Origin of the sequence: Enterobacter cloacae complex sp. IR5450 (genome assembly GCF_049238665.1) — a bacterium.
In the GTDB taxonomy this organism is placed as follows: Bacteria; Pseudomonadota; Gammaproteobacteria; order Enterobacterales; family Enterobacteriaceae; genus Enterobacter; species Enterobacter hormaechei_C.
The window spans coordinates 13,173-38,799 of record NZ_JBMKIC010000036.1 but is presented as its reverse complement, the minus strand read 5'-3'; the positions used below and the strand labels follow the sequence as shown (position 1 = coordinate 38,799).

The following is a 25,627-nucleotide window of genomic DNA, read 5'->3' as shown; positions in this document are numbered from 1 at the left end:
TCAGGGCCGCCCTTGGGGATAGTACCGGTTACCAGCGGTAGTCGTTACGGGTTTCCCAGTCTTTGACTTCGTTTTCCGCCTGATCTTTTTCGTAACCGTAGCGCTCCTGGATTTTACCTACCAGCTGATCGCGCTTACCTTCAATGACGGTCATATCGTCATCTGTCAGCTTACCCCACTGTTCTTTCGCTTTACCTTTGAATTGCTTCCAGTTGCCGCCGATTTCGTCTTTATTCATAATCGTGTCCTCGTGTTAAGCGTCTATGAGTATCGCCCGCTACGTTCTTTTCTGCTGGACGTGATTATTATTGTAGTTAAGGATTCGGTAGTTGTTTTTATATTCGGAATCTTTAACCGTTACGATATATCGTGCGGGGCTGGAAACCAGGTATTGTTTCGCCAGTGACGATGCCAGATAACTGCCAGCGAAAGGCCACGCAGTGAGAGAAACACCGCCAGCGCCAGCCACAGACCATGATTGCCGAGATACGGCAGGGTCAGCAGCGTCAGGCCAAACCCCGCCGCCGCGACGGCCATGCTGTTGCGCATCTCCGCCCCTCGCGTCGCACCAATAAACATGCCGTCCAGCAAATAGCACCACACACCCACCACCGGTAATACTACCTGCCAGAGGATGTAGCGATCGGCCAGCTCACGTAGCGCGGGCAACGAGGTGAGTAGTGCGACAATATGCCCACCAAAACAGGCGTATACCAGAGCAAAGGCCAGCGCCACCAGACCCGCCTGACGACAGGCAGCACGCCAGACTTCACGTAACTGGCCGCTTTCACGCGCGCCATAGGCCTGCCCTGAATGCGCCTCCACGGCGTAAGCAAAACCATCCAGCGCGTAAGCGGTAAAGGTCAGTAACGTCATGAGCACTGCGTTGACGGCAACGATCTCAGGCCCAAGACGCGCACCAAAAACGGTTAAGGCGCCAAAGCAGAGTTGCAGCAGGAGAGAACGGAGCATGATGTCGCGATTAAGCGCCAGCAGCTTACGAATGTTGCCGCGCCAGGCCGATTTCAGCAGATCCAGGGTGATACCGCGCATCGCCAGCACGCGCCAGACCATCCCCAAACCGATCAGCAGCGTACCGTACTCGGCAATTGCCGTGGCCAGCGCCGCGCCCCGGACGTTCATGTGCAGCCCCATCACCAGCCACAGATCGAGCACAATGTTAAGCAGGTTGCCCACCACCAGCAGGATCACCGGCGCGCGGGCGTACTGCACGCCCAGCAGCCAGCCCAGCAGGACCAGGTTTGCCAGTGAAGCGGGCGCGCTGAGCCAGCGAATTTCGAGGAACCGCCGGGCCTGTTCCAGTACGGCATCGCTGCCGCCTACAATATGGAGCGCAAGATCAATCAGCGGCGTACGCAACAGAACGATTAACGCGCCGGCACCGAATGCCAGAATGAGCGGCTGAACCAGCGCACGCGCCAGACGCAGGGGATCTTTTGCACCATACGCCTGGGCCGTCAGGCCCGTCGTACTCATGCGCAGAAAAAGCAGCAGCATAAAGAGAAAGCTGGTCGCCGTTGCGCCGATCGCGACGCCGCCGAGATAAATCGGCGAATCGAGATGCCCGATAACCGCCGTATCCACCAGCCCAAGCAGAGGAACGGTAATATTGGAAAAAATCATCGGTAGCGCAAGACGCCACAACGCCTTATCGGCAGAAGTTAGCAATGCCATGGAAATTACCGGAATCAGAAAACAGGCCAGGCTGTAGAGGAACTACAGCCTGTCAGGAAGAGATTACAGCCATTCACCGTTGCGGATAACGCCGACCGCCAGTCCTTCAATAGAGAAGCTCTGCTCGCGGAGATCCACCACAATCGGGGAGAATTCATTGTTTTCAGGCAGAAGCTGCACGGTATTGCCTTGTTTCTTCAGGCGCTTAACCGTCACTTCATCATCAATGCGCGCCACCACGACTTGCCCGTTACGCACGTCCTGCGTTTTGTGTACCGCCAGCAGATCGCCATCCAGAATACCGATATCTTTCATGGACATTCCGCTAACGCGCAGCAGGAAATCGGCGCTCGGCTTGAACATGCCTGGATCAACCTGATAGTGCCCTTCGATGTGCTGCTGCGCCAGCAGAGGTTCACCTGCCGCTACGCGACCCACCAGCGGAATACCGCTCTCTTCTTCCACCAGCAGACGAATACCGCGTGAGGCGCCGGAAACAATCTCAATCACGCCCTTACGCGCCAGCGCTTTAAGGTGCTCTTCGGCAGCATTAGGAGAACGGAAGCCCAGACGCTGCGCAATTTCTGCACGCGTGGGTGGCATACCCGTCTGGCCGATATGATCCCGAATGAGATCAAACACCTCTTGCTGCCTGGTCGTTAACGCTTTCATACCGCCCCCTGGGTGTATATACAGTTATGCTGTGAGTATATACAGTCAAAGGCGATTTTGGAACCAAAAACTGCACAAAAAACCAGGGACTTAATTATTCCTCGAGGCTCATCGGAAATGCGACCAAAGCAGCGTGACCCAGGTGATCGCCGCAGTGATAATCGCCAGCAGTACGGCAGCGGAACCCATGTCTTTCGCCCGGCCAGACAATTCATGGAATTCCGACCCGATTCGGTCAACAACGGCCTCAATAGCGCTATTAAGAATTTCCACTATCATCACCAGAAAGACAGATCCGATGAGCAGTACGCGGGTGATAGCATCAACATCAAGGAAGCAGGCGATGACAACGGCAACGATTGCAGCAACCGCCTCCTGGCGGAAAGCGGCTTCATTAACCCATGCAGCGCGGAAACCTTTCCATGAATAACCGGCAGCTTTAATGATTCGAGTTAACCCAGTGGTATTATTGGCCATTAAAAGAACCTTTTATGATAAATAGCGTCTGTAACTAAAGCCGCAGCGCGTTTTGCTGCAACCTGAAGTATGACGGGTAACAACAGAAATTTTGCGCGCTTTCTGTTATCCTTGCGCCGCAATTGCATTATTAACCAGAGGCTTTACATCGTTTATGTCCGGCTGGCCACGAATTTACTACAAATTACTTAATTTACCATTAAGCGTCCTGGTAAAAAGTAAGTCTATCCCAGCAGAACCTGCGCTGGAATTAGGGCTCGATACGTCGCGCCCTATTATGTACGTTTTGCCTTATAACTCGAAGGCAGACCTGCTGACGCTTCGCGCTCAATGTCTGGCGCACGATTTACCTGACCCACTTGAACCGCTGGAAGTCGACGGTACGCTGCTGCCACGCTACGTGTTCATCCATGGCGGGCCGCGCGTGTTCACCTATTACACGCCGAAAGAAGAGTCCATTAAGCTGTTCCATGATTACCTCGATCTGCACCGCAGCAACCCCGATCTGGACGTGCAGATGGTGCCGGTGTCGGTGATGTTTGGCCGTCGTCCGGGGCGCGAAAAAGGGGAAGAGAACCCGCCGCTGCGTATGCTCAACGGCATTCAGAAGTTTTTCGCCGTCTCCTGGCTGGGACGCGACAGTTTTGTCCGCTTCTCACCTTCCGTTTCACTGCGCCGCATGGCGGATGAACACGGCACTGACAAAATCATTGCGCAAAAGCTGGCGCGCGTTGCGCGTATGCACTTTGCACGTCAGCGTCTGGCGGCCGTTGGACCACGTCTCCCGGCACGTCAGGATCTGTTCAACAAGCTGCTGGCTTCCAAAGCGATTGCCCGTGCCGTAGAAGATGAAGCGCGCAGCAAGAAAATTTCGCACGAGAAAGCGCAGCAGAACGCAATCGCGCTGATGGAAGAGATCGCCGCGAACTTCTCCTACGAGATGATTCGCCTCTCTGACCGTATCCTCGGCTTCACGTGGAACCGCCTCTATCAGGGGATTAACGTCCACAACGCCGAACGCGTGCGTCAGTTAGCGCACGACGGCCACGAGATTGTCTATGTGCCCTGCCACCGCAGCCACATGGACTACTTGTTGCTCTCTTACGTGCTCTATCACCAGGGGTTGGTGCCACCGCATATTGCTGCCGGTATCAACCTGAACTTCTGGCCAGCAGGCCCGATTTTCCGCCGTCTGGGTGCGTTCTTCATTCGTCGTACCTTTAAAGGTAACAAGCTTTACTCCACCGTCTTCAGGGAGTATCTGGGCGAGCTGTTCAGCCGCGGTTATTCTGTGGAGTACTTTGTTGAAGGCGGTCGCTCGCGTACCGGTCGTCTGCTCGATCCAAAGACCGGCACGCTGTCGATGACCATTCAGGCCATGCTGCGTGGCGGTACCCGTCCTATAACGCTGGTGCCGATTTACATCGGTTATGAACACGTGATGGAAGTGGGCACCTACGCGAAAGAGCTGCGCGGTGCGACTAAAGAGAAAGAGAGTCTGCCGCAGATGCTGCGTGGGCTGAGTAAATTGCGCAACCTCGGCCAGGGATACGTGAACTTTGGCGAGCCCCTGCCGCTGATGACATATCTGAACCATCATGTTCCGGAGTGGCGCGAGTCTATCGATCCTATCGAAGCGGTACGTCCGGCCTGGCTGACGCCAACGGTCAACGGCATTGCATCCGAGCTGATGGTACGCATCAACAATGCTGGTGCGGCAAACGCCATGAACCTGTGTTGTACTGCGCTTCTGGCCTCTCGCCAGCGTTCACTGACCCGCGAACAGCTGACCGAGCAGATTGACTGCTACCTGGATATCATGCGCAACGTGCCGTATTCCGTGGATTCGACCGTGCCGTCTGCCACCGCCAGCGAGCTGATCGATCACGCGTTGCAGATGAACAAGTTCGAAGTCGAGAAAGATACGATTGGTGACATCATCATTCTGCCGCGCGAGCAGGCCGTGCTGATGACCTACTACCGTAATAACATCACGCACATGCTGATGCTGCCGTCGCTGATGGCGGCCATTATTACCCAGCACCGCCGTATTTCGCGTCAGGAGCTGCTGCGCCATATTCAGGCCATCTACCCGATGCTGAAAGCGGAGCTGTTCCTGCGCTGGAGTAAGGATGAACTGGCGGCAGAGCTCGATAAAATGACGGCAGAGATGCATCGTCAGGGGCTGATTACCATCAGTGATGATGAACTGCATATCAATCCGTCACGTTCACGTACCTTGCAGCTCCTGGCTTCCGGTGCGCGTGAGACGTTGCAGCGCTACGCCATTACCTTCTGGTTGCTGAGTGCAAATCCGTCCATCAACCGCGGTACGCTGGAAAAAGAGAGCCGGACGCTGGCCCAGCGCCTCTCCGTTCTGCATGGCATTAACGCCCCGGAATTCTTCGACAAAGCGGTATTCAGCTCCCTGGTGCTGACGCTGCGCGACGAAGGGTACATTAGCGATACGGGCGATGCCGAGCCGGAAGAGACGATGAAGGTTTACCAGATGCTGGCAGAGCTGATTACCGCGGATGTGCGTTTAACGATTGAGAGTTCGACGCAGGGCGAATGATGCTAAAGCCGGGTGACGCTAACGCCTACCCGGCCTACATGTTCCGCTAAATCGTAGGCCGGGTAAGGCGAAGCCGCCACCCGGCTTTTTTATGACCAGTAACTCATCGCCAGGCCCAGAAACAGCGCCAGCCCGACGTAGTTATTATTCAGAAACGCTTTAAAGCAGGCTTCACGCTCGCGCTTCGCGATCAGCTTCTGCTGATACGCAAACAGCAGCCCCGCCACCAGTACGGACCAGTAAAACTCCCAGTTCAGCCCGTTCAGGCGACCAATCGCCACCATCAGCGCCAGCACCGCCACCTGTAATATGCCGATGATCAGCTTGTCGTGACGACCAAACAGGATCGCCGTCGATTTGATGCCAATCTTGAGATCGTCATCGCGATCGACCATCGCGTATTGGGTATCGTACGCAACGGCCCAGAGAATATTCGCCAGGAACATCAGCCAGCAGCTGAGCGGAACGGACTCGCTGACCGCGGCAAACGCCATGGGAATCGACCAGCCAAATGCCGCACCCAATACCACCTGCGGCAGATGGGTGTATCGCTTCATGAACGGGTAAACCCAGGCCAGCGCCAGAGCCGCAACGGACAGTAGAATGGTCATGGTGTTAAGGGTTAACACCAGCATGAAAGAGAGAAGCACCAGCACCACAAACAGAATGCGCGCCTCTTTCCCGGTCACCTGACCGCTCGGCAGAGGACGATTCGCGGTGCGCTTAACATGTCCATCAAATTTCCGGTCAGCATAGTCGTTGACCACACAACCCGCAGCGCGCATCAGCCAGACACCCGCCACAAACACCGCCAGGATCCACAACGGCGGCACGCCCGGCGTGGCAACCCACAGCGCCCATAAGGTCGGCCACAGTAGCAGCAGCGCGCCAATGGGTTTATCAGTACGCATCAGGCGGTGATAGGCCAGCAGCTTATTCTGCGTCAGACTCCACTCCATTTTCTCTCCCTCTTAGTACAACGGCGATGCAGGCAAAAAGAGTTCCGTCAGTATTAACGGCTTGCCACTCAAACGAAGGCGGGAACGGCGCCCCCACAAATCGGCATCGCAACCAATTTCAATAAAATCACGGGTCAGTTCAGACGAGGTGAACAGATAGCGCCCCAGGGGCGTTTTGCCGAGGCGTTGCAATGCAAGCTCCGGCCCGGAAAGTGTAGACTCAGGAACCACCGTCCGCCCGGCAAGCCACGGCTCGCCATCTGCACAGAGTAAAATTTCACGCAGCCAGTAGCGTTCTTCCTGCGGCAGCAGCGGCAGCTCGCTGGCAATCTCCGCAGGCGAGACAAACCCTTCCTGAATCATCGTCACCGTGACCGTTTTACCCTGTTGCTCAAAACGTTTTGTCATGGAATCTTCCAGCAGCAGCCAGTCCAGTTGCTCCGGGTCAAGCGCGGGTATTTGGTCGAAATAGCGTAGCGCACGCAGCTGCGTTAGCGCGGGGTGTGACATGCCAGACTCTCCGATACATAACGTAAAGGCATTGTATCGCAGATTGGCAAAATGAGGACGGACAAACCAAATTTAGCGATCACTATCGCAACAATGGTGCAACTTAGCCAAAAAAAGTGCGCCCGTGAAGGCGCACCAAACGACTAACAAAATCAGCACTGTGGGGAGACGGTTACCCCTTGCCTTTTACACTGCTGATAAAGGTGGAACGGGCAGTGGTTGAACCTAAACGCTCGGCTTCATCAAGCAGTTTCAGCGCTTTATCGACATCGCCGTTTTTAACTGCCTGCTTGATGGCGTTGTTAAAGTACGTTTCAGTATCGTTAAGCACCGGCTCGGCTTTTTTCGCCGGGGCCGGAGCCGCGGCCGGTGTTGCGGCTGGCGCGGCATACACAGGCGCGGCAGTATTACCCACCGTTACCGGCCCCGGGCCAGATGAGCCAAACAGCGGGCCTACGAGTACGCTGGAGGCGCTGTTGGTAGAGACTTTCAGCTTGATCAGGCCGTCGGTAGTATGGCGAGCATGCGGATCCGGGATATCCGGGACAGCGTTACCGGTGCCTTTTGCGTAGGCTTTCGCCGGATCAACCAGCTTCGTTGTCTGTTGCAGATCTTTTTCAGTCGTGAACACCAGGACATAAATCTTCTGCTGACCCAGGGCTGGCGTCAGGCGCATAACGCCTTCCAGCCGATCGGCACTCATGACGCCAGGCTCCTGATAGCTGAAATAGTCGCTTGGGAAGAATGCGGATGGCGTCATGCTCTGATCGAGGATCAGCACGTTAGGCGCGAAGACGCTGGTCTGTTTATTGACTTCACTGGTTAACGTCAGGGTCAGCTCGCCGATATTCGCCGGCACGCTGAAAGCCGCAACCGGACCGCTGATACCCGGCACGTTCAGCGACTGACCGCCAGCGGCAAGCTGCGTGGTTTGCGTTTTCGACTGATCAACTGGCGTCCACACCAGTTGCTGAAGTGCCGCAGCCGGAATAGCTGGCGCAGCACTGGTATTTTGAGGAACAAAATTCACATCTGCATAGGTGAGCGCAGGCGCACAGGCCAACAGCCCCGCAGAGAGGCACAGCGCGACGAGACTTTTCTTCATTTTCATTGTTATTACCTCTGATAGCGTGAGCACTGCGGTGGCCAGGCAATAGCGCGCAGCACCCTAAGGAGAGAGGGGCTTACGCCCCTCTTTTCAGGTCATTACGTCAGGCTCGACGAATTACCACCAGATTTCCATCTGGGCGCCGAAGGTCCACTCATCGTTGTCGCCACGGCTGAAGGTTTTCGCGGAGGTGTCGCTATACGCTACGCCAGAGGTGTAACCTGCACCTGAGTCGTTGTTTGCATAGCCCCATTTCTCATCCCACTTCGCGTAGGTTGCGAAGACACGGATAGCCGGACGGGACCAGATGCTGTCGCCTGCCTGCCATTGCTGTGCCAGGGTGATTTTGTACTGGCTGTTTTTGTCGTCAGTTTTCTGAGACTTAACGTTGTCGTAGCCCACTTCCAGCAAGGTGCTCATGATCGGCGTCCATTTGAACATTGGACGAACACCCACGGTCCACCACTCGGTACCGTTGTTGTTGTCACGATCGATGTTCTGGTACATACCGACGTACATCAGGTCCCAACGGTCTGCCAGGGTGATTGCACCGTGGTCCAGCACGCGCCACATAGAGCCGTCGTTATCGATGCTGCCGCCCTGTGGAATACCTTTACCGTTAGAGGTCATGGAATCCGTACCGTATTGCAGTACGAACTTGTTGAATCCTTTCATCATGCTCTGGGTGTGTTCAGCGGTGAACAGCCAGCCATCTTTAGAGGCGCCAGGTTGCAGATAGTAGTCGTCAGGAATGTTGGTATGACCGTAGTCAACGCCCAGCTCCAGCGTACCGCCCGGGTTGGTTTCCAGACCGGCTAAACGGACGTCGAAGACATCGTTTGGTACCACGTTGTCATAAATACGGTCGCCGTTCGCATCACGATCGGCGAAGGTTGCAGAACCGCCGGACTCAGAAGAACGGGTCGCTGCCAGAGAGAGTTTACCAAAGCCCAGATCGATGTTTTCAATACCGGCACCAGGACCAGAGATATCCCAGTAGTAGAAGTCGATCATGTGTACGTCATGACGCTGATAGAAGCGCTTACCGGCCCAGATGGTAGAGCCTGGCAGCCATTCAATCAGGTTTTTACCCTGCACGTTAGCTTCACGGAAGGCCGGGCTGGTGGATTCCCAGTCATTCTGTTGAGAAACGGAGTACGCTACGTTGGTGTCGAAATAGAAGCTCTTGTCGCCTTCTTTCCACACTTCCTGGCCCAGTTTCAGTTCGGCGTAGGTTTCACATTCGTTACCGAGACGGTATTTACTTTGTGCGCCTGTTGCCTGGAAACATTGTTGTTCACCGCCACTTCCGGTCCAGCCAATGCCGGAACGAGCATAACCTTTAAAGTCTACGGCGCCCGCCTGGGCAGACAGGATGCCTGCCGCAATGGCGACAGCCAGAGGGACTTTGCGCAGAGTAATCATTATTCTATCTCCTGAGATCATTGCTTTTCTTTGTAATTGGAATGCTTAAACGCCTGGCTCTTTGTGCAACCGACGACATGCAGTGCCATCCTCACGGAACAGATGGCAACGCTCTGGCGGCAAACCGATAGCGAATGTGGCACCCTCTTCTACCAACACCACGTCATTCTGGCGGTAGACCAGGTTCTGACGGATGGCGGGGATCTGGATATGAATCTGTGTTTCGTGACCAAGCTGTTCGACGACCTGAACTTCACCTTCCAGCGTCACATCCGCAATGTGGCTTGGCAGTAGATGCTCAGGACGGATACCGAGGGACATATTGGCCCCCACCTGTACGTTGGCGCTGTCGACCGGCAGCCAGACTTGCTGACGGTTTGGCAGCTCCACCTGTACCTGTTCGATTGCCGTCGCGGTCACTTTTACGGGCAGGAAGTTCATCTTTGGCGAGCCAATAAAGCCCGCAACAAAGCGGTCTGCCGGGTAGTGATACAGCTCCAGCGGTTTGCCCACCTGCGCCACGCGACCGGCATCCAGCACCACGATTTTGTCGGCCAGCGTCATCGCTTCGACCTGATCGTGGGTGACGTAAATCATCGTGCGTCCAAGGCGTTTGTGCAGACGGGAGATTTCGATACGCATCTGGACGCGCAGGGCGGCATCCAGGTTAGAGAGAGGTTCATCGAGCAGGAACACGCGCGGCTCGGCCACCAGCGTACGGCCGATCGCCACACGCTGACGCTGACCACCGGAGAGCGCCTTCGGTTTACGCTCCAGCAGATGTGCCAGCTGAAGCACTTCCGCCACCTGGGTGACGCGCTGGTTAATGGTCTCTTTTTTCGCGCCGGCCAGCTTCAGGCCAAAGGACATGTTCTCGGCAACGGAAAGATGCGGATAAAGCGCATAAGACTGGAACACCATGCCCACGCCGCGTTCAGCTGGCGGGATGTCGTTCATTCGGGTATCACCAATAAATAAATCGCCACTGGTGATGGTTTCAAGACCGGCAATCATACGCAGCAGAGTCGATTTACCACAGCCTGATGGACCCACGAACACCACAAATTCACCTTCGTGGATGTCCAGATTGATGTCTTTTGACACCACTACGTCGCCCCAGGCTTTCGTTACATTACGCAGCTGTACGCTCGCCATGCCCTTCTCCCTTCGTTACAACCTGTCACCGACAGAAACATTCAAGATAAGTTCACTATGCGTGTTCCATTACTTTCGTGAATCCTCCACCCCCCGGCTTTTTTATGGGGGAGGAGGCGGGAGGATGAGAGAGCAGGCTCTCCGACCGCAGCTGAGGGGCCGAGGCGAAAATCGTGAAGCGGCCTGCAAAATTCAGTGGGTTTTTATGTGCGCCAGCACTCATAACTTAAATTTATGTTACAGGGATCACACAAACAGGGGGTGGGGCGTAGGGACTGGGAGGATGGAAAGAGGATGTCAAATAAGGAGACTGAGTCACGTTGAACCACCTTATGTATCCACGAGCACATCACCAATAAAGGATGGCAGATATGAAGATCAAGACTGGCGCACGCGTTTTCGCATTGTCCGCCCTCGCAGCAATGATGATTTCCGCACCGGCTCTCGCCAAAATTGAAGAAGGTAAGCTGGTTATCTGGATTAACGGCGACAAGGGCTATAACGGTCTGGCCGAAGTGGGCAAAAAATTTGAGAAAGACACCGGTATCAAAGTCACCGTAGAGCACCCGGACAAACTGGAAGAGAAGTTCCCGCAGGTTGCGGCAACGGGCGATGGTCCGGACATTATCTTCTGGGCGCATGACCGTTTCGGGGGCTACGCGCAGTCTGGCCTGCTGGCAGAAGTTACGCCAGACAAAGCCTTCCAGGACAAACTGTTCCCGTTCACCTGGGACGCCGTTCGCTATAACGGCAAGCTGATCGCTTACCCAATCGCGGTTGAAGCCCTGTCACTGATTTACAACAAAGACCTGGTGCCAAACCCACCGAAAACCTGGGAAGAGATCCCTGCTCTGGATAAAGAGCTGAAGGCGAAGGGTAAATCCGCTCTGATGTTCAACCTGCAAGAACCGTATTTCACCTGGCCGCTGATTGCTGCCGACGGCGGCTACGCGTTCAAGTTTGAAAACGGCAAATATGACGTGAAAGACGTGGGCGTGGACAGTGCGGGCGCGAAAAAAGGTCTGACCTTCCTGGTTGACCTGATTAAGAACAAACACATGAACGCGGATACTGACTACTCCATCGCGGAAGCGGCGTTCAACAAAGGCGAAACCGCGATGACCATCAATGGTCCGTGGGCCTGGACCAACATCGACAAGAGCAAAATCAACTACGGCGTGACCCTGCTGCCAACCTTCAACGGCAAACCGTCTAAACCGTTCGTGGGCGTGCTGAGCGCAGGCATCAACGCCGCCAGCCCGAACAAAGAGCTGGCGAAAGAGTTCCTCGAAAACTACCTGCTGACCGATCAGGGTCTGGATGAAGTGAACAAGGACAAACCGCTGGGCGCCGTTGCGCTGAAATCCTTCCAGGATCAGCTGGCGAAAGATCCACGTATTGCGGCCACCATGGATAACGCCCAGAAAGGCGAAATCATGCCGAACATCCCTCAGATGGCTGCATACTGGTACGCCACCCGTACCGCCGTCATCAACGCTGCAAGCGGTCGCCAGACTGTCGATGCCGCGCTGAAAGATGCTCAGGGTCGTATTACTAAGTAAGTCTGAAAAACGGCGGGTGGCGCATGCGCTTACCCGCCCTACGACTACGGCACGATCCGTAGGTCAGGTAAGCGCAGCGCCACCTGACGATAAGTTTCCACCGTTGTAGAGGAAGAACCCCATGGATGTCATTAAAAAGAAACACTGGTGGCAAAGCGACGCACTGAAGTGGTCAGTGATAGGTCTGCTGTGTCTGCTGGTGGGTTACCTTGTTGTTTTAATGTACGTGCAAGGGGAATACCTATTCGCCATCATGACGCTGATTTTAAGCTCGGTTGGCCTGTATATTTTCGCCAACCGTAAAGCGTATGCCTGGCGCTATGTTTACCCGGGCGTTGCCGGGATGGGGCTGTTTGTCCTCTTTCCGTTGATCTGCACCATCGCGATTGCCTTTACCAACTACAGCAGCACCAACCAGCTCGCGCAGGAGCGTGCCACCCAGGTGCTTCTGGACCGTTCTTATCAGGCGGGTAAAACCTTTAACTTCGGCCTGTATCCTGCGGGTGATGAGTGGAAGTTAGCGCTCACTGACGGTGAGAGCGGCAAAACCTATCTTTCCGACGCGTTCAAATTTGGCGGTGAGCAGAAGCTGACCTTAAAAGAGGCTGCGGCCCTGCCGGAAGGTGAACGTGCCAACCTGCGTATCATCACCCAGAATCGCCAGGCACTGACCCAGCTCACCGCCGTACTGCCAGACGAAAGCAAAGTGATCATGAGCTCGCTGCGCCAGTTCTCCGGCACCCAACCGCTCTATACCCTGGCGGATGACGGCACGCTGACCAACAACCAGAGCGGCGTGAAGTACCGCCCGAACAACGATATCGGTTTCTATCAGTCTGTGAATGCCGACGGCAGCTGGGGGGATGACAAACTCAGCCCGGGCTATACCGTCACCATCGGCTGGGACAACTTTACCCGCGTGTTTACCGACGAAGGCATCCAGAAACCGTTCTTCGCCATCTTCGTCTGGACGGTGGTCTTCTCGGTGCTGACCGTAATCCTGACCGTGGCCGTGGGCATGGTGCTGGCCTGCCTCGTGCAGTGGGAGTCCCTGAAGGGCAAAGCGATTTACCGCGTGCTGCTGATTCTGCCGTACGCTGTGCCGTCGTTCATCTCGATTCTGATTTTCAAAGGGCTGTTTAACCAGAGCTTCGGTGAAATCAACATGATGCTGAGCGCGCTGTTCGGCATTAAACCGGCCTGGTTCAGCGACCCGACCACCGCTCGCTCGATGATTATCATCGTGAACACCTGGCTGGGCTATCCGTACATGATGATCCTGTGCATGGGGCTGCTGAAGGCCATCCCGGACGACCTGTACGAAGCCTCGGCGATGGACGGCGCGGGTCCGTTCCAGAACTTCTTCAAAATTACCCTGCCGCTGCTCATTAAGCCGCTGACGCCGCTGATGATTGCCAGCTTCGCCTTTAACTTTAACAACTTCGTGCTGATTCAGCTGTTGACTAACGGTGGCCCGGACCGTCTCGGCACCACCACGCCGGCAGGCTATACCGACCTGCTCGTGAGCTACACCTACCGCATCGCCTTCGAGGGCGGCGGCGGTCAGGACTTCGGCCTGGCGGCGGCGATTGCCACCCTGATCTTCCTGCTGGTGGGCGCCCTGGCGATTGTGAACCTGAAAGCCACACGTATGAAATTTGACTAAGGAGGGCACTGAACATGGCAATGGTACAACCCAAATCTCAGAAACTGCGCCTCCTCGCGACGCACTTAGGCCTGCTGATTTTCATCGCGGCGATCATGTTCCCGCTGCTGATGGTTATCGCCATATCCCTGCGTTCGGGGAACTTCGCCACCGGGAGCCTGATCCCGGACGAAATCTCCTGGGAGCACTGGAAGCTCGCGCTGGGCTTCAGCGTGGAACACGCGGATGGCCGCGTCACGCCGCCGCCGTTCCCGGTGCTGCTGTGGCTGTGGAACTCGGTGAAGGTGGCAACCATCACAGCCATCGGCATCGTGACGCTCTCCACCACCTGTGCTTACGCCTTCGCCCGTATGCGTTTTCCGGGCAAAGCGACCCTGCTGAAAGGGATGCTGATTTTCCAGATGTTCCCGGCCGTACTGTCGCTGGTGGCGTTATATGCCTTGTTTGACCGTCTGGGCCAGTACGTGCCGTTCATCGGCCTGAACACTCACGGCGGCGTGATCTTCGCCTATCTCGGCGGCATCGCCCTGCATGTGTGGACCATCAAGGGCTATTTCGAAACCATCGACGGCTCGCTGGAAGAAGCGGCAGCGCTGGATGGCGCAACCCCGTGGCAGGCGTTCCGCCTGGTGCTGCTGCCGCTGTCGGTGCCGATTCTGGCGGTGGTGTTTATCCTGTCGTTTATCGCCGCCATCACCGAAGTCCCGGTCGCCTCACTGCTACTGCGCGATGTGAACAGCTACACCCTTGCCGTCGGTATGCAGCAGTACCTCAACCCGCAAAACTACCTGTGGGGCGACTTTGCCGCGGCGGCCGTCCTCTCTGCCATCCCGATTACCGTGGTGTTCCTGCTGGCCCAGCGCTGGCTGGTCAACGGCCTGACGGCGGGCGGTGTGAAAGGTTAAGTTTCATTTGTTATGCCACTGCAACCCTCAACTTTAGACGTATTGTATTGAACCAACTTGTGACTGTTGTTAGGCGCTCTTCGGAGCGCCCTTTTTTTATTCGCGTTTTAGCCGCTTTGAGTTGCACAGCCAGAGGGTGATCACCAGCAGCAGGATCGCCGCCGAGTAGATCAGCACGTCGAGCGGGGATTTATGATCGACGATGATCAGCCGCACAATGGCGGTGATGCCAATGTAGACAAAATAGCGCAGCGGGAAGTGAAAGCCGGACTGAAAGTACTTCACAATCAGGGCGATAAATTCAAAGTAGAGAAAGTAGACCACCAGGCCTTCCACCAGTGCGTATTTGCTGGTTTGCTCAGGAGCGAAGAGCACATCCGCCAGATGCACCGTCTCTTTACCCAGAAAAACGACCAGGATCAGGCCAAGGCTCAGCAGACCGAGGTTCAGTACGGTCTGGAGTATCGTTGAGATAAACTCAACGCGCGGACGAGTCAGGGATGTCATACAGCACCTCATTCTCCAGGGCGAGGTTCCTGTATAACGCAAAAATGTGACGGGGATCTATATTTTTTGTTTATGTTTGGCGCATTCGCCCGGTGGCGCTGCGCTTACCGGGCCTACAAAAACCGTAGGCCGGGCAAACGCAGTGCCGCCCGGCGTGAAGCATCAGCGGAAGTTAATGTTCTTATCGCTGGTCATATCATACAGCTGGAATTTACGTCCAAGCTGCTGACCGCCGTCGCGCGTCAGCGGCGTCCAGCCCACTGCCGCACGGCTGCGGGTTGGGCCTGATGAGAACAGATCCAGCGGAATCGACACGTACACCCCTTTGGTGAAGTCCCCTTCCCCGTACTCGTCTGGCGAAACGTTGGTGATGGTGGCATAGCCGCCCACCACAACGCCGCTGTCAAAGTGTTTGGAGATATCCAGCGTGCCGCCCTTATCGCCCGCCAGATACTGGCCGACGCTGGCTTTTACCAGCACGTCCTGCGCGAATGACGGCGTCCAGTAGGCGGTCAGGTGGCCGGTTTTGACGCTGTAGTCGGTGAACTTCATCATGTCCTGCGCGCTGCGCCAGTCACGCTGTTTCACGTAGTTGGCATCAACCCCAAACGCCCAGTTGCTGTCGACAGGACGATAAAGCACTTCTGCCCCGGCGCCGCCGAACATGGTTTCCAGATAGCCACCGTAAACCTGGCCGTAGAAGCCATTGCCGAAGTACTGGAAGTAGTTGGCCTGGAGGTTATTCACGTAGATATCGTTCTGCACATATTCACGAACGCGGGTACGCACGCGCGGCAGTTTTGAATCGTTCGGCGGGTTGGTGTAGTTAAATTTGTCGTAGTTGTTGGCAATGTTGCCGAACAGACTACCGGTGGTCAACAGGTGGTCGGTCACCCACAGATCCGCCGTCGCCATCGCGCCCAGCTGATACATATAGAAGTTTTCCGGCCCACCCACGGACTGGTTCAGCACCGGATCGATATGGAAATCGAAGCGCGATTTATCGATATACCAGCCCTGCTCGGTGGTTTCCGGCACCACCGGCTCAACGCGTTTTTGCACCAGCTCGGTTTCATGCCCGAGCGGTTCGCCTTCAAGATGACGCTTAAGGCTGGCAACATCGGTTTCGGTGGTGACCTGCGGCAGATTCAGGCGGTTCTCCGTCACGCGGATCGTGCGGATCCCCTCCGGCAGATCGTTCATGACGATCCGGTTGGCGCGCTCGATCCCTTCGCGGGAGTCGCGGTATTTCACCTGCTCGCCGGTAACATACAGCGTATCGCCTTTGGTCTGGATCTTCGGATCCGCCAGGCCCGCGTTATATTTCAGCAGCGTCAGCTGGTTCGCTACCACGGAGTGCTGAATGATCGCATCCTGCGGCTCCGGCTGATATTTTGGCCGCGGGTTGTCATTATAGTGCGGCCGCATGTCGTTAAAGTTAGTGCGCAGGGTAAAGCCAAACATCAGGGTATTACCGCGCTCATAGCTGAGGTTAACGTCGGCCCAGTCGGTGACGCGGTAAATGGCGCCGACGTTAAACTTGCTCTTCTGCTCAATTTTGCCGGCAAAATCTTCGCTGTAGTTATTACCTTCGTACTCCAGCTTCAGGCGCAGCGGCTGCCATGGCGTTTGATACTCTACACCACCAAACAGCGAGGCCGGGCCGTGGAACATCTGGTCGCCGTTGATGGAGCCCGCTTTCTGGTAGCTGTTATCACGGTAGCAGTATTTATCACTGTAGGAGCAGAACGGATTTTTGACGTTGCCGCTGGTACCCAGATAGCCCCATCCCAGACCGAGTGAGAAATCAAACGGTCCCCAGGCTTTGCTGGCCACGATGTATTCCGCGTCAAACAGGCCGGTCCCGCCAATGTCTTTCGCACCAACGGAGACCTGCGGCATCCAGTAGCTCTCTTCCCACAGGCGCAGCTTCACGTCGAAGGCTTTGTCTTTGTAGGTCTGATCGCCGGAGAAAGCGTCTACGCTGCTGTACTGTTTTGTACGCACGTCGGTGTAGCGCAGCGTGGTCTCCAGCCAGGGGAACAGCTGCACGGACGCTGAGTAGTAACGGTACTGATCGTTATCGCGATAGTTAAGGCTGATTTCCCCCTCGCGGGCCATACGCGCGGTTGGGGTTTGCAGTAAGCCCACGCCGCCAAAATCGGACTGCGACGGGCCGATGGGTGCCGGATACGTTTCTGCATGACAGGCGGCACTCACGCACAGTGCAAGCATGCTGTAGAGATAGGTTTTTTTCATTATTCCGGTATCCGCTGTATCAGGGAGCGAAGGATATCGGCATTAAGCCCGTCATACGCTTTCGTCCAGAAATGGTCGGCAAAACCGACAAAAATGATGCTGCCCGGCATAGGTTCGATATGGCGTTTATTCCAGTAAGCCACCGGCGCTTTCTGCGTATGCCCGTCCGGATAGACCACCCAGGCATAGCTTTTATCCGCTCCGCTGAGCAGACTTTGCTCGTCGAGATAGCTCGCCACGTCCCGGCCCGGCGTAAACGGCTTTTTGCCAGGGCTGCTGAGAAGCCCCATCACGGTGACGGTGGAAGGCTGAGCCGGAAGCCACAGGGTATAGTCCCCTTCCAGCGACGGATTGCCGTTTTCCGCGACACGCACTTCGTCGGGATCGAGATTCACCTTCTGGCGCCCCGTCACCTTAACCGCCTGAAGCTGCTGACGCAGGCTAGTAATAGCCGCGGCATCGTCGGCATCTTCCTGTTGTGCCAGCCCGCTCAGTCGGGCGAGCAGCGCCTGATGTTTTTGTTCCGCTACAATCGTCGCCTGACGCTCGCTGATAACCGCCCCGGTCCACCAGCTTTTCGCCAGCCTCGGCTGCCCCACCAGATCGAGCAGATGCCCGGCATTGGTTAAGGTTTTAGGTTTTTCGCTGTCCGGGGTGTAGACCTGTACCGTTCCCGCAGACCACGCCAGCGGCGAGGCCAGGCTGGCGAGAAACGCAATGTGGATGAACATTTTCATGATTTCGCCGCCTTGATCAGGGTGGTCTTCACCGGGAAGAATCCGGCACCGAGATACTGTAAGGACTGGCGGATTTGCCCCTCTTCGTCCACCCAGAAGCGGTTATGCCAGGTGGCCTGATCGGTTGTCACCTCTTCATCCAGCACGCGCACCTGCGTTTCGTCGCTGCCCACTTTGATACTGTCCGTACCGTCCCAGCGGAAGGTGGAGCGGGCCGTGGCGTAGCGCACCTGTTTGTGCTCGGTCCAGCCCATCATGCGCGTCCAGCTTGCGCAATCGACGATCTGATTCGGCTTGATGAGCGGATCTTCAGCCAGGTTGTTCACCTCAAGCAGGTTGTCGCCGCCGAGCAACGTTTTCACGATGCGGGAATGCTGCGTCACGATGGTGGCCTGATCCTGCGTCACCCATTTCTGCTGCCCGTTTTCATCGAAAGCGAGCACCACAAACAGTTGCGGACCATCGTTTAGCTGCATGTACTGGCTGGCATACGGCATGTTCTGAAGTTCGTCATCGGTCAGATGCACGCCCGGCGTGCCGAACATGCTGTCCCACAGTGAGTGGCCCAGCCCTTTGGTGGTAGCTGAGCACGCCTGCAACAGCAGGCAAATCAGGATGATTGCAGGTCGCTTCACGACTCTTCTCCGAAGGGGCGAAATAACCACACCGAAGTGTGGTTATGATTAAAACACCCGGTATTACTGGGTGCTGGTCGTCGTAGTGGTCGTGGTTCCGGTATTGGAGCCATCACCGCCACCGGTTGCCGCCAGCGCGACACCCACGGCTGAACTTACGGCGCTGGTGCTGGCTGCGGTAGAACTCCCCGCAGACGCAGACGTCGCTGCCGACCCTGCTGCTTCCCCGACCTGGACCGGAGCTGCATAGACAGACGTCGCCGCAAGCGCAGATATGGCAAAAATGCCATACAGTACTTTCTTCATAACAATTTCCCTTCAATGAATGAATGGAGATTTGCCCGAAAAGAAATTCAGGCGGATTCGAGTATACACAACTAAAGCAGTGGGTTTACCGTGGGGGTAAATAGGGATGAGGTTTTCAGACTAATGGTTAAAAATGGAAGGAAAAAAGAATCAAGGAAATATATAATCACTATAAATCAAACATTTATAATATAAGAACATTAAAGCATCACTCCGTATTTTCTTAAAATAAACCTCCGCAATTAACGGGGTTACCATCTTTTTCGGATTAAACTCAGATTCAGAATTTGAGATAACTAACAGACATCAGGAATTATCCGATAAAAAAATGCCGGCATATCGCCGGCATTGTTCATGACATATTTATTACGCACGCCAGGCTTTATAACGGTTAATCAGACCATTGGTGGAGCTGTCGTGGCTGTCGATCGCTTTATCGTCACCCAGCTCTGGCAGAATGCGGTTTGCCAGCTGTTTGCCCAGCTCAACGCCCCACTGGTCAAAGGTGAAGATGTTCAGAATAGCGCCCTGAGTGAAGATTTTGTGCTCGTAGAGGGCAATCAGCGCCCCCAGGCTGAACGGCGTGATTTCGCGCAGCAGAATGGAGTTAGTTGGACGGTTGCCTTCGAACACTTTAAACGGCACCACGTGCTCCAGCGTTGCCGGATCTTTACCCTGATCACGGTACTCCTGCTCAACCACCTCGCGGGATTTACCGAACGCCAGCGCTTCGGTCTGGGCGAAGAAGTTAGACAGCAGCTTCGGATGGTGGTCGGACAGTGGGTTGTGCGTAATCGCCGGGGCGATGAAATCGCACGGTACCATTTTGGTGCCCTGGTGGATCAGCTGGTAGAACGCGTGCTGACCGTTGGTGCCCGGCTCGCCCCAGATGATTGGGCCAGTCTGGTAATCCACCGCGTTGCCGTTACGGTCAACGTACTTGCCGTTGGATTCCATGTTGCCCTGCTGGAAGTAGGCCGCAAAGCGGTGCATGTACTGGTCGTACGGCAGAATCGCTTCGGTTTCAGCGCCGAAGAAGTTGTTGTACCAGATCCCGATCAGCGCCAGCAGCACCGGCAGGTTTTTCTCAGGCGCGGTGGTGGAGAAGTGTTTGTCCATCGCGTGCGCACCGGAGAGCAGCTCAACGAAGTTGTCGAAGCCGACGGACAGAATGATGGACAGGCCGATTGCAGACCACAGAGAGTAGCGGCCGCCAACCCAGTCCCAGAACTCGAACATGTTCGCCGTATCAATGCCGAACTCGCCTACCGCTTTACCGTTGGTGGACAGCGCCGCAAAGTGTTTCGCCACGTGCTTTTCGTCGCCCGCGGTTTTCAGGAACCAGTCGCGCGCGCTGTGGGCGTTGGTCATGGTTTCCTGAGTGGTGAAGGTTTTAGACGCCACCAGGAACAGCGTGGTTTCCGGGTTCACCTTTTTCAGCACTTCAGCGATGTGGGTCCCATCGACGTTGGACACGAAGTGCATGTTGAGGTGGTTTTTGTACGGGCGCAGCGCCTCGGTCACCATGAACGGGCCGAGGTCAGAGCCGCCGATACCGATGTTTACGACGTCGGTGATCGCTTTGCCGGTGTAGCCTTTCCAGCTACCTGAGATGATCGCTTCGGAGAAGGTTTTCATCTTTTCCAGCACCGCGTTCACTTCCGGCATCACATCTTTGCCGTCAACGATAATTGGAGTATTGCTACGGTTGCGCAGCGCCACGTGCAGCACGGCACGGTCTTCGGTGCGGTTGATCTTCTCACCGGAGAACATGGATTTGATGGCATCTGCCAGTTCAGTCTCTTTCGCCAGATCTTGCAGCTTCGCCAGCGTCTCTTCGGTGATACGGTTCTTGGAGAAATCCACCAGCATCAGGTCATCGAAGGTGGCGGAAAACTTGCTGAAACGATCGGCATCTTTCGCGAACAGATCCGCGATGGTGACGTCTTTCATTTCATCAAAATGTTTCTGTAGTGCCTGCCATGCAGCGGTCTGCGTTGGGTTGATGTTTTTCATAGCAATACTCTTCTGATTTGAGAATTGTGACTGCGGTCGATTGTAGCGCCTGCAAATAAAAATTGTGATGGTTTTTATGCCATTGCCCTGGTCTGCATCAAACGCAGGTGAAAAGACCCGAAAAGTATAGCTGCTGTCGCGCCCTTCCGGCGTGGCGAAATGTTGGTCAAAAAGGGGTAAAAAGGAGCATAAAATATGGGCCTGTTATAAGTCCTGTTTCTGAGGGGTACCCCCCCATGAAAAATCCGCATAATCCCAGCATTGACAGGACCTCCCCCGCATTTTATTTATAGGGCCGTATTTTGCGCCTGCACCTGTTCTCGCTTCATTCTTGTGCCAAGGTCGCTCTATTCATTCCCTGACACGAGGTTGTTATGACGAGTTTTGTGGTCGCCAAGTTTGGCGGCACCAGTGTGGCAGACTACGATGCCATGAACCGCAGCGCCGATGTGGTGCTGGCCGATCCGAATACCCGCCTGGTGGTACTTTCCGCCTCAGCCGGCGTGACGAACCTGCTGGTTTCTCTGTCTGAAGGACTGGAAGCGACCGAGCGTTTCGTGAAGCTGGATGCACTGCGCAAAATTCAGTTCGACATTCTCGAGCGTCTGCAAAACCCGAACGTCATTCGTGAGGAAGTGGAACGCCTGCTGGAAAATATCACCACTCTGGCCGAAGCCGCGTCGCTGGCAACCTCTACCGCCCTGACCGATGAGCTGGTCAGCCACGGTGAATTAATGTCTACCCTGCTGTTCGTTGAGATCATGCGCGAGCGCAATATTCAGGCGCAGTGGTTCGACGTGCGTAAAGTCATGCGCACCAGCGACCGCTTTGGCCGCGCCGAGCCGGACGTGGAAGCGTTGGCTGAACTGACTAACCAGCAGCTTGCCCCGCGCCTGGATGAAGGCATAGTGATCACCCAGGGCTTTATCGGCAGCGAAGCCAAAGGGCGCACAACCACGCTGGGCCGTGGCGGTAGCGACTACACCGCCGCCCTGCTGGGTGAAGCCCTGCACGCCACCCGCGTGGATATCTGGACGGACGTGCCGGGAATCTACACCACCGACCCGCGAGTGGTCTCTGCGGCAAAACGTATTGACGTGATCGCCTTTGAAGAAGCGGCTGAAATGGCCACCTTCGGCGCGAAAGTGCTGCACCCGGCCACGCTGCTGCCCGCCGTGCGCAGCGACATTCCGGTCTTCGTTGGCTCAAGTAAAGATCCAAAGGCGGGCGGGACGCTGGTCTGCAAGAAAACCGAGAACCCGCCGCTGTTCCGCGCGCTGGCCCTGCGTCGTAAGCAGACGCTGGTTACCCTGCACAGCCATAATATGCTGCATTCCCGCGGCTTCCTGGCAGAAGTGTTTGGCATCCTGGCGCGCCACAATATCTCTGTAGATTTGATTACCACTTCTGAAGTGAGTATTGCGCTGACGCTGGACACCACCGGTTCAACCTCAACGGGTGATACCCTGCTGACGCAGTCGCTGCTGATTGAGCTTTCCGAGTTGTGCCGTGTGGAAGTGGAAGAAGACCTGGCGCTGGTGGCCATCATCGGCAACAAGCTGTCGCGCGCCTGTGGCGTGGGTAAAGAGGTGTTCGGCGTGCTCGACCCGTTCAATATCCGCATGATCTGCTACGGTGCATCCAGCTACAACCTCTGCTTCCTGGTCCCTGCCGATCAGGCCGAGCAGGTCGTGCAGAAACTTCATCAGAATTTGTTTGAATAAAATTCGTTAGCACGTTAAACAATATCGATAAGCCGGGCACAGACCCGGCTTTTTTATAACAAAACAACACGACAATACTGCAAGGAATTCACTATGCTCTCCGCTATCACCCGGCTGTTCCCGTTATGGGCGCTGCTGCTCTCCGTACTCGCGTATTACACTCCCACCACGTTCACGGGCATTGGTCCGTGGGTCACCACGCTGCTGATGCTGATTATGTTCGGCATGGGCGTGCATCTGAAAATTGACGATTTCAAACGCGTGCTGTCTCGCCCGGCGCCGGTTGCCGCAGGGATTTTCCTGCACTACCTGGTGATGCCGCTCGCGGCCTGGCTGCTGGCGATGGCCTTTAAGATGCCGCCCGACCTTTCCGCCGGGATGGTGCTCGTGGGGAGCGTCGCCAGCGGCACGGCATCTAACGTCATGATCTATCTGGCGAAAGGCGACGTGGCGCTTTCCGTCACCATCTCGTCCGTTTCCACGCTGGTGGGCGTGATTGCCACGCCGCTGTTAACCCGCCTGTACGTCGACGCGCATATCCAGGTGGACGTGATGGGCATGCTGCTCAGCATCCTGCAAATCGTGGTGATCCCGATTGCGCTGGGGCTGGTGATCCACCATCTCTTCCCGCGGGTGGTGAAAGCGGTTGAGCCGTATCTGCCCGCGTTTTCGATGATCTGCATACTGGCCATTATCAGCGCCGTGGTAGCCGGTTCCGCATCGCACATTGCTTCGGTGGGCTTTGTGGTGATCGTCGCGGTTGTGCTGCATAACACTATCGGTCTGCTGGGCGGTTACTGGGGCGGGAAGCTGTTTGGCTTTGACGAATCCACCTGCCGCACGCTGGCGATCGAAGTGGGGATGCAGAACTCCGGCCTGGCGGCGGCGCTGGGTAAAATTTACTTCTCACCGCTGGCAGCGCTACCGGGGGCGCTGTTCTCCGTCTGGCATAACCTGTCCGGTTCGCTGTTAGCAGGGTACTGGTCCGGTAAGCCGATTGATGACCAACCGAAAAAAGATGCGGTGAAACAGGGTTAATTGTCCCGGCTTGCTTTACACTGAAGCCTCCCCATCAGGAGGCTTCAGCAATGGCTACACCACGTTTGACCCAGAAAGACATGACCGAAGCCGAGCAGCGCGAACTTAAAACGCTTCTCGACCGCGCCCGCATCGCGAATGGCCGCACGCTGACGAACGCCGAAACCAATCAGGTTAAAAAAGAGTACATCGACAAGCTGATGGCGCAACGTGAAGCTGCGGCGAAAAAAGCCCGCAAGCTGAAAAAAGAGCAGGCTTATAAGCCGGATGCAGAGGCGACCTTTTCCTGGTCCGCCAATACATCAACCCGTGGAAGGCGCTAATTAGCGCCCTTTCTTTTTGCGCCCCGGCTGGGTAAAGCGTTTTCCGTTACCCGGCTTGCCCCGCCCTTTCTCTTCCGCCTGCGGTGCCTTCACCACCGGACGTTTAATCGCCTGCGTTTTCGGTTTGGCTTTGGCTTTCGGCTTCGCTTCGGACGAGGAGTTCTCGATAAGTTTGAACAGCTCGATCAGCTCGTCATCCGTTAGGTCACGCCACTCGCCCAGCGGGATCCCGGACAGGCTGACGTTCATGATGCGCGTGCGTTCCAGCTTCGTCACTTCATAACCAAAATACTCGCACATGCGGCGGATCTGGCGGTTTAAGCCCTGCACCAGGGTAATGCGGAAGGCAAACGGCGCTTCTTTTTTGACCTTACACTTCTTCGTTACGGTGCCCAGAATCGGCACGCCTGCGCCCATCCCGCGAATGAACTCGTCCGTCACCGGCTTGTTCACCGTCACGATGTACTCTTTCTCGTGGTCGTTACCGGCACGCAGAATTTTGTTCACCAGATCGCCGTGGTTGGTGAGGAAAATCAGCCCCTGAGAGTCTTTATCCAGACGGCCAATCGGGAAAATGCGGCTGCTGTGGTTCACGAAATCAACAATGTTGTCCCGCTCGCCATCTTCCGTGGTGCTGACAATCCCAACCGGTTTGTTCAACGCGATAAACACCAGGTCTTCGGCATCACGCGGTTCGATGACCTGACCATTCACTTTCACCACATCGCCAGGTACCACCTGATCACCAATGGTGGCGCGTTTGCCGTTAAGAAACACGTTACCCTGTTCAATGTAACGGTCAGCCTCGCGACGTGAGCAGATCCCGCTCTCGCTAATGTATTTGTTTAATCGGGTTGATTGAGTTGGCAGCATAGTTTCTCCTGTGAAGGGCGAAATATACCTTAGGTTTGGGCTGGAAAAAAAGATTAGCCGACGGTTACTGAGACGGGTTTTTTAGTTTGCGAGACGCTTTCAGGATTTAGCGTCAGGCTATTTATCCTTGAGCTAACTCCTTTTAGCTTTACTCTCCAGAGACAATTGCTTGTAGTTTATAAATCACAGGGAGTAATATGAAGGAGATCGTTCAGACAGAATCCTTCCGACGCTGGGAGCAAAATTTAAAGGACAGGCGGGCAAAGACGATTATCGCTTCCCGCCTCTTTAGGCTGGCAAATGGCTTAGCGGGCGACATTAGACCCGTGGGGGAAGGTATCAGTGAACTGAGGATCCACTTTGGCCCGGGCTACAGAGTCTATTTTAAGGACCAGGGCAATTGCATCATCGTGCTGTTATGTGGTGGTGACAAAAGCAGCCAGGCCAGAGACATACTTATGGCAAAAATGCTGAGCAATGTATCCCAATGGCAGGAGTGA

Annotated in this window: 24 protein-coding genes; 8 read left to right on the top strand and 16 right to left on the bottom strand. The window is 55.6% G+C overall.

The window, feature by feature from the left end:
- Positions 1-28 precede the first annotated feature (28 nt).
- The 4 genes from ACOTYB_RS20950 to ACOTYB_RS20935 all read right to left on the bottom strand — a co-directional run bounded on the left by ACOTYB_RS20950 (position 29) and on the right by ACOTYB_RS20935 (position 2,844).
- Positions 29-238: a CsbD family protein gene (locus ACOTYB_RS20950; RefSeq protein WP_003860314.1), complete on the bottom strand. Its 210-nt coding sequence runs from the start codon at positions 236-238 to the stop codon at positions 29-31.
- A gap of 119 nt (positions 239-357) precedes the next feature.
- Entirely contained in the window at positions 358-1,695 is a 1,338-nt protein-coding gene (gene dinF, locus ACOTYB_RS20945; protein ID WP_045350760.1) for an MATE family efflux transporter DinF, read from the bottom strand.
- A 63-nt stretch (positions 1,696-1,758) separates the two neighbouring features.
- Positions 1,759-2,367: a transcriptional repressor LexA gene (gene lexA / locus ACOTYB_RS20940; RefSeq protein ID WP_003860318.1), complete on the bottom strand. Its 609-nt coding sequence runs from the start codon at positions 2,365-2,367 to the stop codon at positions 1,759-1,761.
- A gap of 108 nt (positions 2,368-2,475) precedes the next feature.
- Positions 2,476-2,844 (bottom strand): diacylglycerol kinase, encoded by a 369-nt coding sequence (locus tag ACOTYB_RS20935; protein ID WP_003860321.1) that lies wholly within the window; start codon positions 2,842-2,844, stop codon positions 2,476-2,478.
- 154 nt (positions 2,845-2,998) lie between these two features.
- Between ACOTYB_RS20935 and plsB the strand changes: the two genes are divergently transcribed.
- On the top strand, positions 2,999-5,419 hold the full coding sequence (gene plsB / locus ACOTYB_RS20930) for a glycerol-3-phosphate 1-O-acyltransferase PlsB (protein ID WP_003860322.1): 2,421 nt from the start codon (positions 2,999-3,001) through the stop codon (positions 5,417-5,419).
- 89 nt (positions 5,420-5,508) lie between these two features.
- On the opposite strand, the gene ubiA is transcribed toward plsB, so the two are convergent.
- From ubiA to malK, 5 genes are all read right to left on the bottom strand, one after another.
- Positions 5,509-6,378, bottom strand: coding sequence for a 4-hydroxybenzoate octaprenyltransferase (gene ubiA, locus ACOTYB_RS20925; RefSeq protein WP_409249022.1), 870 nt, complete (start codon positions 6,376-6,378; stop codon positions 5,509-5,511).
- 12 nt (positions 6,379-6,390) lie between these two features.
- Positions 6,391-6,888: a chorismate lyase gene (gene ubiC / locus ACOTYB_RS20920; protein ID WP_015570175.1), complete on the bottom strand. Its 498-nt coding sequence runs from the start codon at positions 6,886-6,888 to the stop codon at positions 6,391-6,393.
- 172 nt (positions 6,889-7,060) lie between these two features.
- On the bottom strand, positions 7,061-7,999 hold the full coding sequence (gene malM / locus ACOTYB_RS20915) for a maltose operon protein MalM (protein ID WP_003860327.1): 939 nt from the start codon (positions 7,997-7,999) through the stop codon (positions 7,061-7,063).
- 114 nt (positions 8,000-8,113) lie between these two features.
- On the bottom strand, positions 8,114-9,424 hold the full coding sequence (locus tag ACOTYB_RS20910) for a maltoporin (RefSeq protein WP_026080558.1): 1,311 nt from the start codon (positions 9,422-9,424) through the stop codon (positions 8,114-8,116).
- A gap of 42 nt (positions 9,425-9,466) precedes the next feature.
- On the bottom strand, positions 9,467-10,576 hold the full coding sequence (malK, locus tag ACOTYB_RS20905) for a maltose/maltodextrin ABC transporter ATP-binding protein MalK (protein ID WP_003860329.1): 1,110 nt from the start codon (positions 10,574-10,576) through the stop codon (positions 9,467-9,469).
- Positions 10,577-10,947: 371 nt separating this feature from the next.
- On the opposite strand from malK, the gene malE reads away from it, so the two are divergent.
- The 3 genes from malE to malG all read left to right on the top strand — a co-directional run bounded on the left by malE (position 10,948) and on the right by malG (position 14,709).
- A complete protein-coding gene (gene malE, locus ACOTYB_RS20900; protein ID WP_421765877.1) occupies positions 10,948-12,138 on the top strand; it encodes a maltose/maltodextrin ABC transporter substrate-binding protein MalE in 1,191 nt (396 codons plus the stop codon).
- Between the two features lie 121 nt (positions 12,139-12,259).
- Positions 12,260-13,804: a maltose ABC transporter permease MalF gene (malF, locus tag ACOTYB_RS20895; protein WP_003860331.1), complete on the top strand. Its 1,545-nt coding sequence runs from the start codon at positions 12,260-12,262 to the stop codon at positions 13,802-13,804.
- A gap of 14 nt (positions 13,805-13,818) precedes the next feature.
- Positions 13,819-14,709, top strand: coding sequence for a maltose ABC transporter permease MalG (malG, locus tag ACOTYB_RS20890; RefSeq protein WP_003860332.1), 891 nt, complete (start codon positions 13,819-13,821; stop codon positions 14,707-14,709).
- 96 nt (positions 14,710-14,805) lie between these two features.
- On the opposite strand, the gene psiE is transcribed toward malG, so the two are convergent.
- From psiE to pgi, 6 genes are all read right to left on the bottom strand, one after another.
- Positions 14,806-15,216, bottom strand: coding sequence for a phosphate-starvation-inducible protein PsiE (gene psiE, locus ACOTYB_RS20885; protein ID WP_000202963.1), 411 nt, complete (start codon positions 15,214-15,216; stop codon positions 14,806-14,808).
- A gap of 162 nt (positions 15,217-15,378) precedes the next feature.
- A complete protein-coding gene (locus tag ACOTYB_RS20880) occupies positions 15,379-17,475 on the bottom strand; it encodes a YjbH domain-containing protein (RefSeq protein WP_003860333.1) in 2,097 nt (698 codons plus the stop codon).
- Positions 17,475-18,212, bottom strand: a complete 738-nt coding sequence (locus ACOTYB_RS20875) for a capsule biosynthesis GfcC D2 domain-containing protein (protein WP_003860336.1) — start codon at positions 18,210-18,212, stop codon at positions 17,475-17,477. Before ACOTYB_RS20875 ends, ACOTYB_RS20880 begins: the two co-directional genes overlap by 1 nt.
- Complete coding sequence (locus ACOTYB_RS20870; protein WP_409249023.1) at positions 18,209-18,847, bottom strand: YjbF family lipoprotein; 639 nt, start codon at positions 18,845-18,847, stop codon at positions 18,209-18,211. Before ACOTYB_RS20870 ends, ACOTYB_RS20875 begins: the two co-directional genes overlap by 4 nt.
- Before the next feature lie 63 nt (positions 18,848-18,910).
- Positions 18,911-19,153, bottom strand: a complete 243-nt coding sequence (gene yjbE, locus ACOTYB_RS20865) for an exopolysaccharide production protein YjbE (protein ID WP_003860341.1) — start codon at positions 19,151-19,153, stop codon at positions 18,911-18,913.
- Positions 19,154-19,519: 366 nt separating this feature from the next.
- Positions 19,520-21,169, bottom strand: coding sequence for a glucose-6-phosphate isomerase (gene pgi, locus ACOTYB_RS20860; RefSeq protein ID WP_003860343.1), 1,650 nt, complete (start codon positions 21,167-21,169; stop codon positions 19,520-19,522).
- A 374-nt stretch (positions 21,170-21,543) separates the two neighbouring features.
- On the opposite strand from pgi, the gene lysC reads away from it, so the two are divergent.
- The 3 genes from lysC to ACOTYB_RS20845 all read left to right on the top strand — a co-directional run bounded on the left by lysC (position 21,544) and on the right by ACOTYB_RS20845 (position 24,254).
- Entirely contained in the window at positions 21,544-22,893 is a 1,350-nt protein-coding gene (lysC, locus tag ACOTYB_RS20855; RefSeq protein WP_045337031.1) for a lysine-sensitive aspartokinase 3, read from the top strand.
- Positions 22,894-22,986: 93 nt separating this feature from the next.
- Positions 22,987-23,931, top strand: coding sequence for a ketopantoate/pantoate/pantothenate transporter PanS (gene panS / locus ACOTYB_RS20850; RefSeq protein ID WP_032627014.1), 945 nt, complete (start codon positions 22,987-22,989; stop codon positions 23,929-23,931).
- Positions 23,932-23,981: 50 nt separating this feature from the next.
- Positions 23,982-24,254, top strand: coding sequence for a DUF3811 domain-containing protein (locus ACOTYB_RS20845; RefSeq protein ID WP_058648117.1), 273 nt, complete (start codon positions 23,982-23,984; stop codon positions 24,252-24,254).
- On the opposite strand, the gene rluF is transcribed toward ACOTYB_RS20845, so the two are convergent.
- Positions 24,255-25,127: a 23S rRNA pseudouridine(2604) synthase RluF gene (gene rluF / locus ACOTYB_RS20840; protein WP_022646725.1), complete on the bottom strand. Its 873-nt coding sequence runs from the start codon at positions 25,125-25,127 to the stop codon at positions 24,255-24,257.
- A 197-nt stretch (positions 25,128-25,324) separates the two neighbouring features.
- Between rluF and ACOTYB_RS20835 the strand changes: the two genes are divergently transcribed.
- Positions 25,325-25,627, top strand: a complete 303-nt coding sequence (locus tag ACOTYB_RS20835; RefSeq protein WP_023315213.1) for a type II toxin-antitoxin system RelE/ParE family toxin — start codon at positions 25,325-25,327, stop codon at positions 25,625-25,627.

Excerpts from the sequence above, each read along its gene's own strand:
- psiE (WP_000202963.1), bottom strand. The coding sequence starts at position 15,216 with ATGACATCCCTGACTCGTCCGCGCGTTGAGTTTATCTCAACGATACTC.
- yjbE (WP_003860341.1), bottom strand. The coding sequence starts at position 19,153 with ATGAAGAAAGTACTGTATGGCATTTTTGCCATATCTGCGCTTGCGGCG.
- malG (WP_003860332.1), top strand. The coding sequence starts at position 13,819 with ATGGCAATGGTACAACCCAAATCTCAGAAACTGCGCCTCCTCGCGACG.
- rluF (WP_022646725.1), bottom strand. The coding sequence starts at position 25,127 with ATGCTGCCAACTCAATCAACCCGATTAAACAAATACATTAGCGAGAGC.
- ACOTYB_RS20845 (WP_058648117.1), top strand. The coding sequence starts at position 23,982 with ATGGCTACACCACGTTTGACCCAGAAAGACATGACCGAAGCCGAGCAG.
- ACOTYB_RS20880 (WP_003860333.1), bottom strand. The coding sequence starts at position 17,475 with ATGAAAAAAACCTATCTCTACAGCATGCTTGCACTGTGCGTGAGTGCC.
- ubiA (WP_409249022.1), bottom strand. The coding sequence starts at position 6,378 with ATGGAGTGGAGTCTGACGCAGAATAAGCTGCTGGCCTATCACCGCCTG.
- malK (WP_003860329.1), bottom strand. The coding sequence starts at position 10,576 with ATGGCGAGCGTACAGCTGCGTAATGTAACGAAAGCCTGGGGCGACGTA.
- ACOTYB_RS20935 (WP_003860321.1), bottom strand. The coding sequence starts at position 2,844 with ATGGCCAATAATACCACTGGGTTAACTCGAATCATTAAAGCTGCCGGT.
- lexA (WP_003860318.1), bottom strand. The coding sequence starts at position 2,367 with ATGAAAGCGTTAACGACCAGGCAGCAAGAGGTGTTTGATCTCATTCGG.
- plsB (WP_003860322.1), top strand. The coding sequence starts at position 2,999 with ATGTCCGGCTGGCCACGAATTTACTACAAATTACTTAATTTACCATTA.
- panS (WP_032627014.1), top strand. The coding sequence starts at position 22,987 with ATGCTCTCCGCTATCACCCGGCTGTTCCCGTTATGGGCGCTGCTGCTC.
- malE (WP_421765877.1), top strand. The coding sequence starts at position 10,948 with ATGAAGATCAAGACTGGCGCACGCGTTTTCGCATTGTCCGCCCTCGCA.
- ACOTYB_RS20950 (WP_003860314.1), bottom strand. The coding sequence starts at position 238 with ATGAATAAAGACGAAATCGGCGGCAACTGGAAGCAATTCAAAGGTAAA.
- malM (WP_003860327.1), bottom strand. The coding sequence starts at position 7,999 with ATGAAAATGAAGAAAAGTCTCGTCGCGCTGTGCCTCTCTGCGGGGCTG.
- ubiC (WP_015570175.1), bottom strand. The coding sequence starts at position 6,888 with ATGTCACACCCCGCGCTAACGCAGCTGCGTGCGCTACGCTATTTCGAC.
- ACOTYB_RS20835 (WP_023315213.1), top strand. The coding sequence starts at position 25,325 with ATGAAGGAGATCGTTCAGACAGAATCCTTCCGACGCTGGGAGCAAAAT.
- malF (WP_003860331.1), top strand. The coding sequence starts at position 12,260 with ATGGATGTCATTAAAAAGAAACACTGGTGGCAAAGCGACGCACTGAAG.
- lysC (WP_045337031.1), top strand. The coding sequence starts at position 21,544 with ATGACGAGTTTTGTGGTCGCCAAGTTTGGCGGCACCAGTGTGGCAGAC.
- ACOTYB_RS20875 (WP_003860336.1), bottom strand. The coding sequence starts at position 18,212 with ATGAAAATGTTCATCCACATTGCGTTTCTCGCCAGCCTGGCCTCGCCG.
- pgi (WP_003860343.1), bottom strand. The coding sequence starts at position 21,169 with ATGAAAAACATCAACCCAACGCAGACCGCTGCATGGCAGGCACTACAG.
- dinF (WP_045350760.1), bottom strand. The coding sequence starts at position 1,695 with ATGGCATTGCTAACTTCTGCCGATAAGGCGTTGTGGCGTCTTGCGCTA.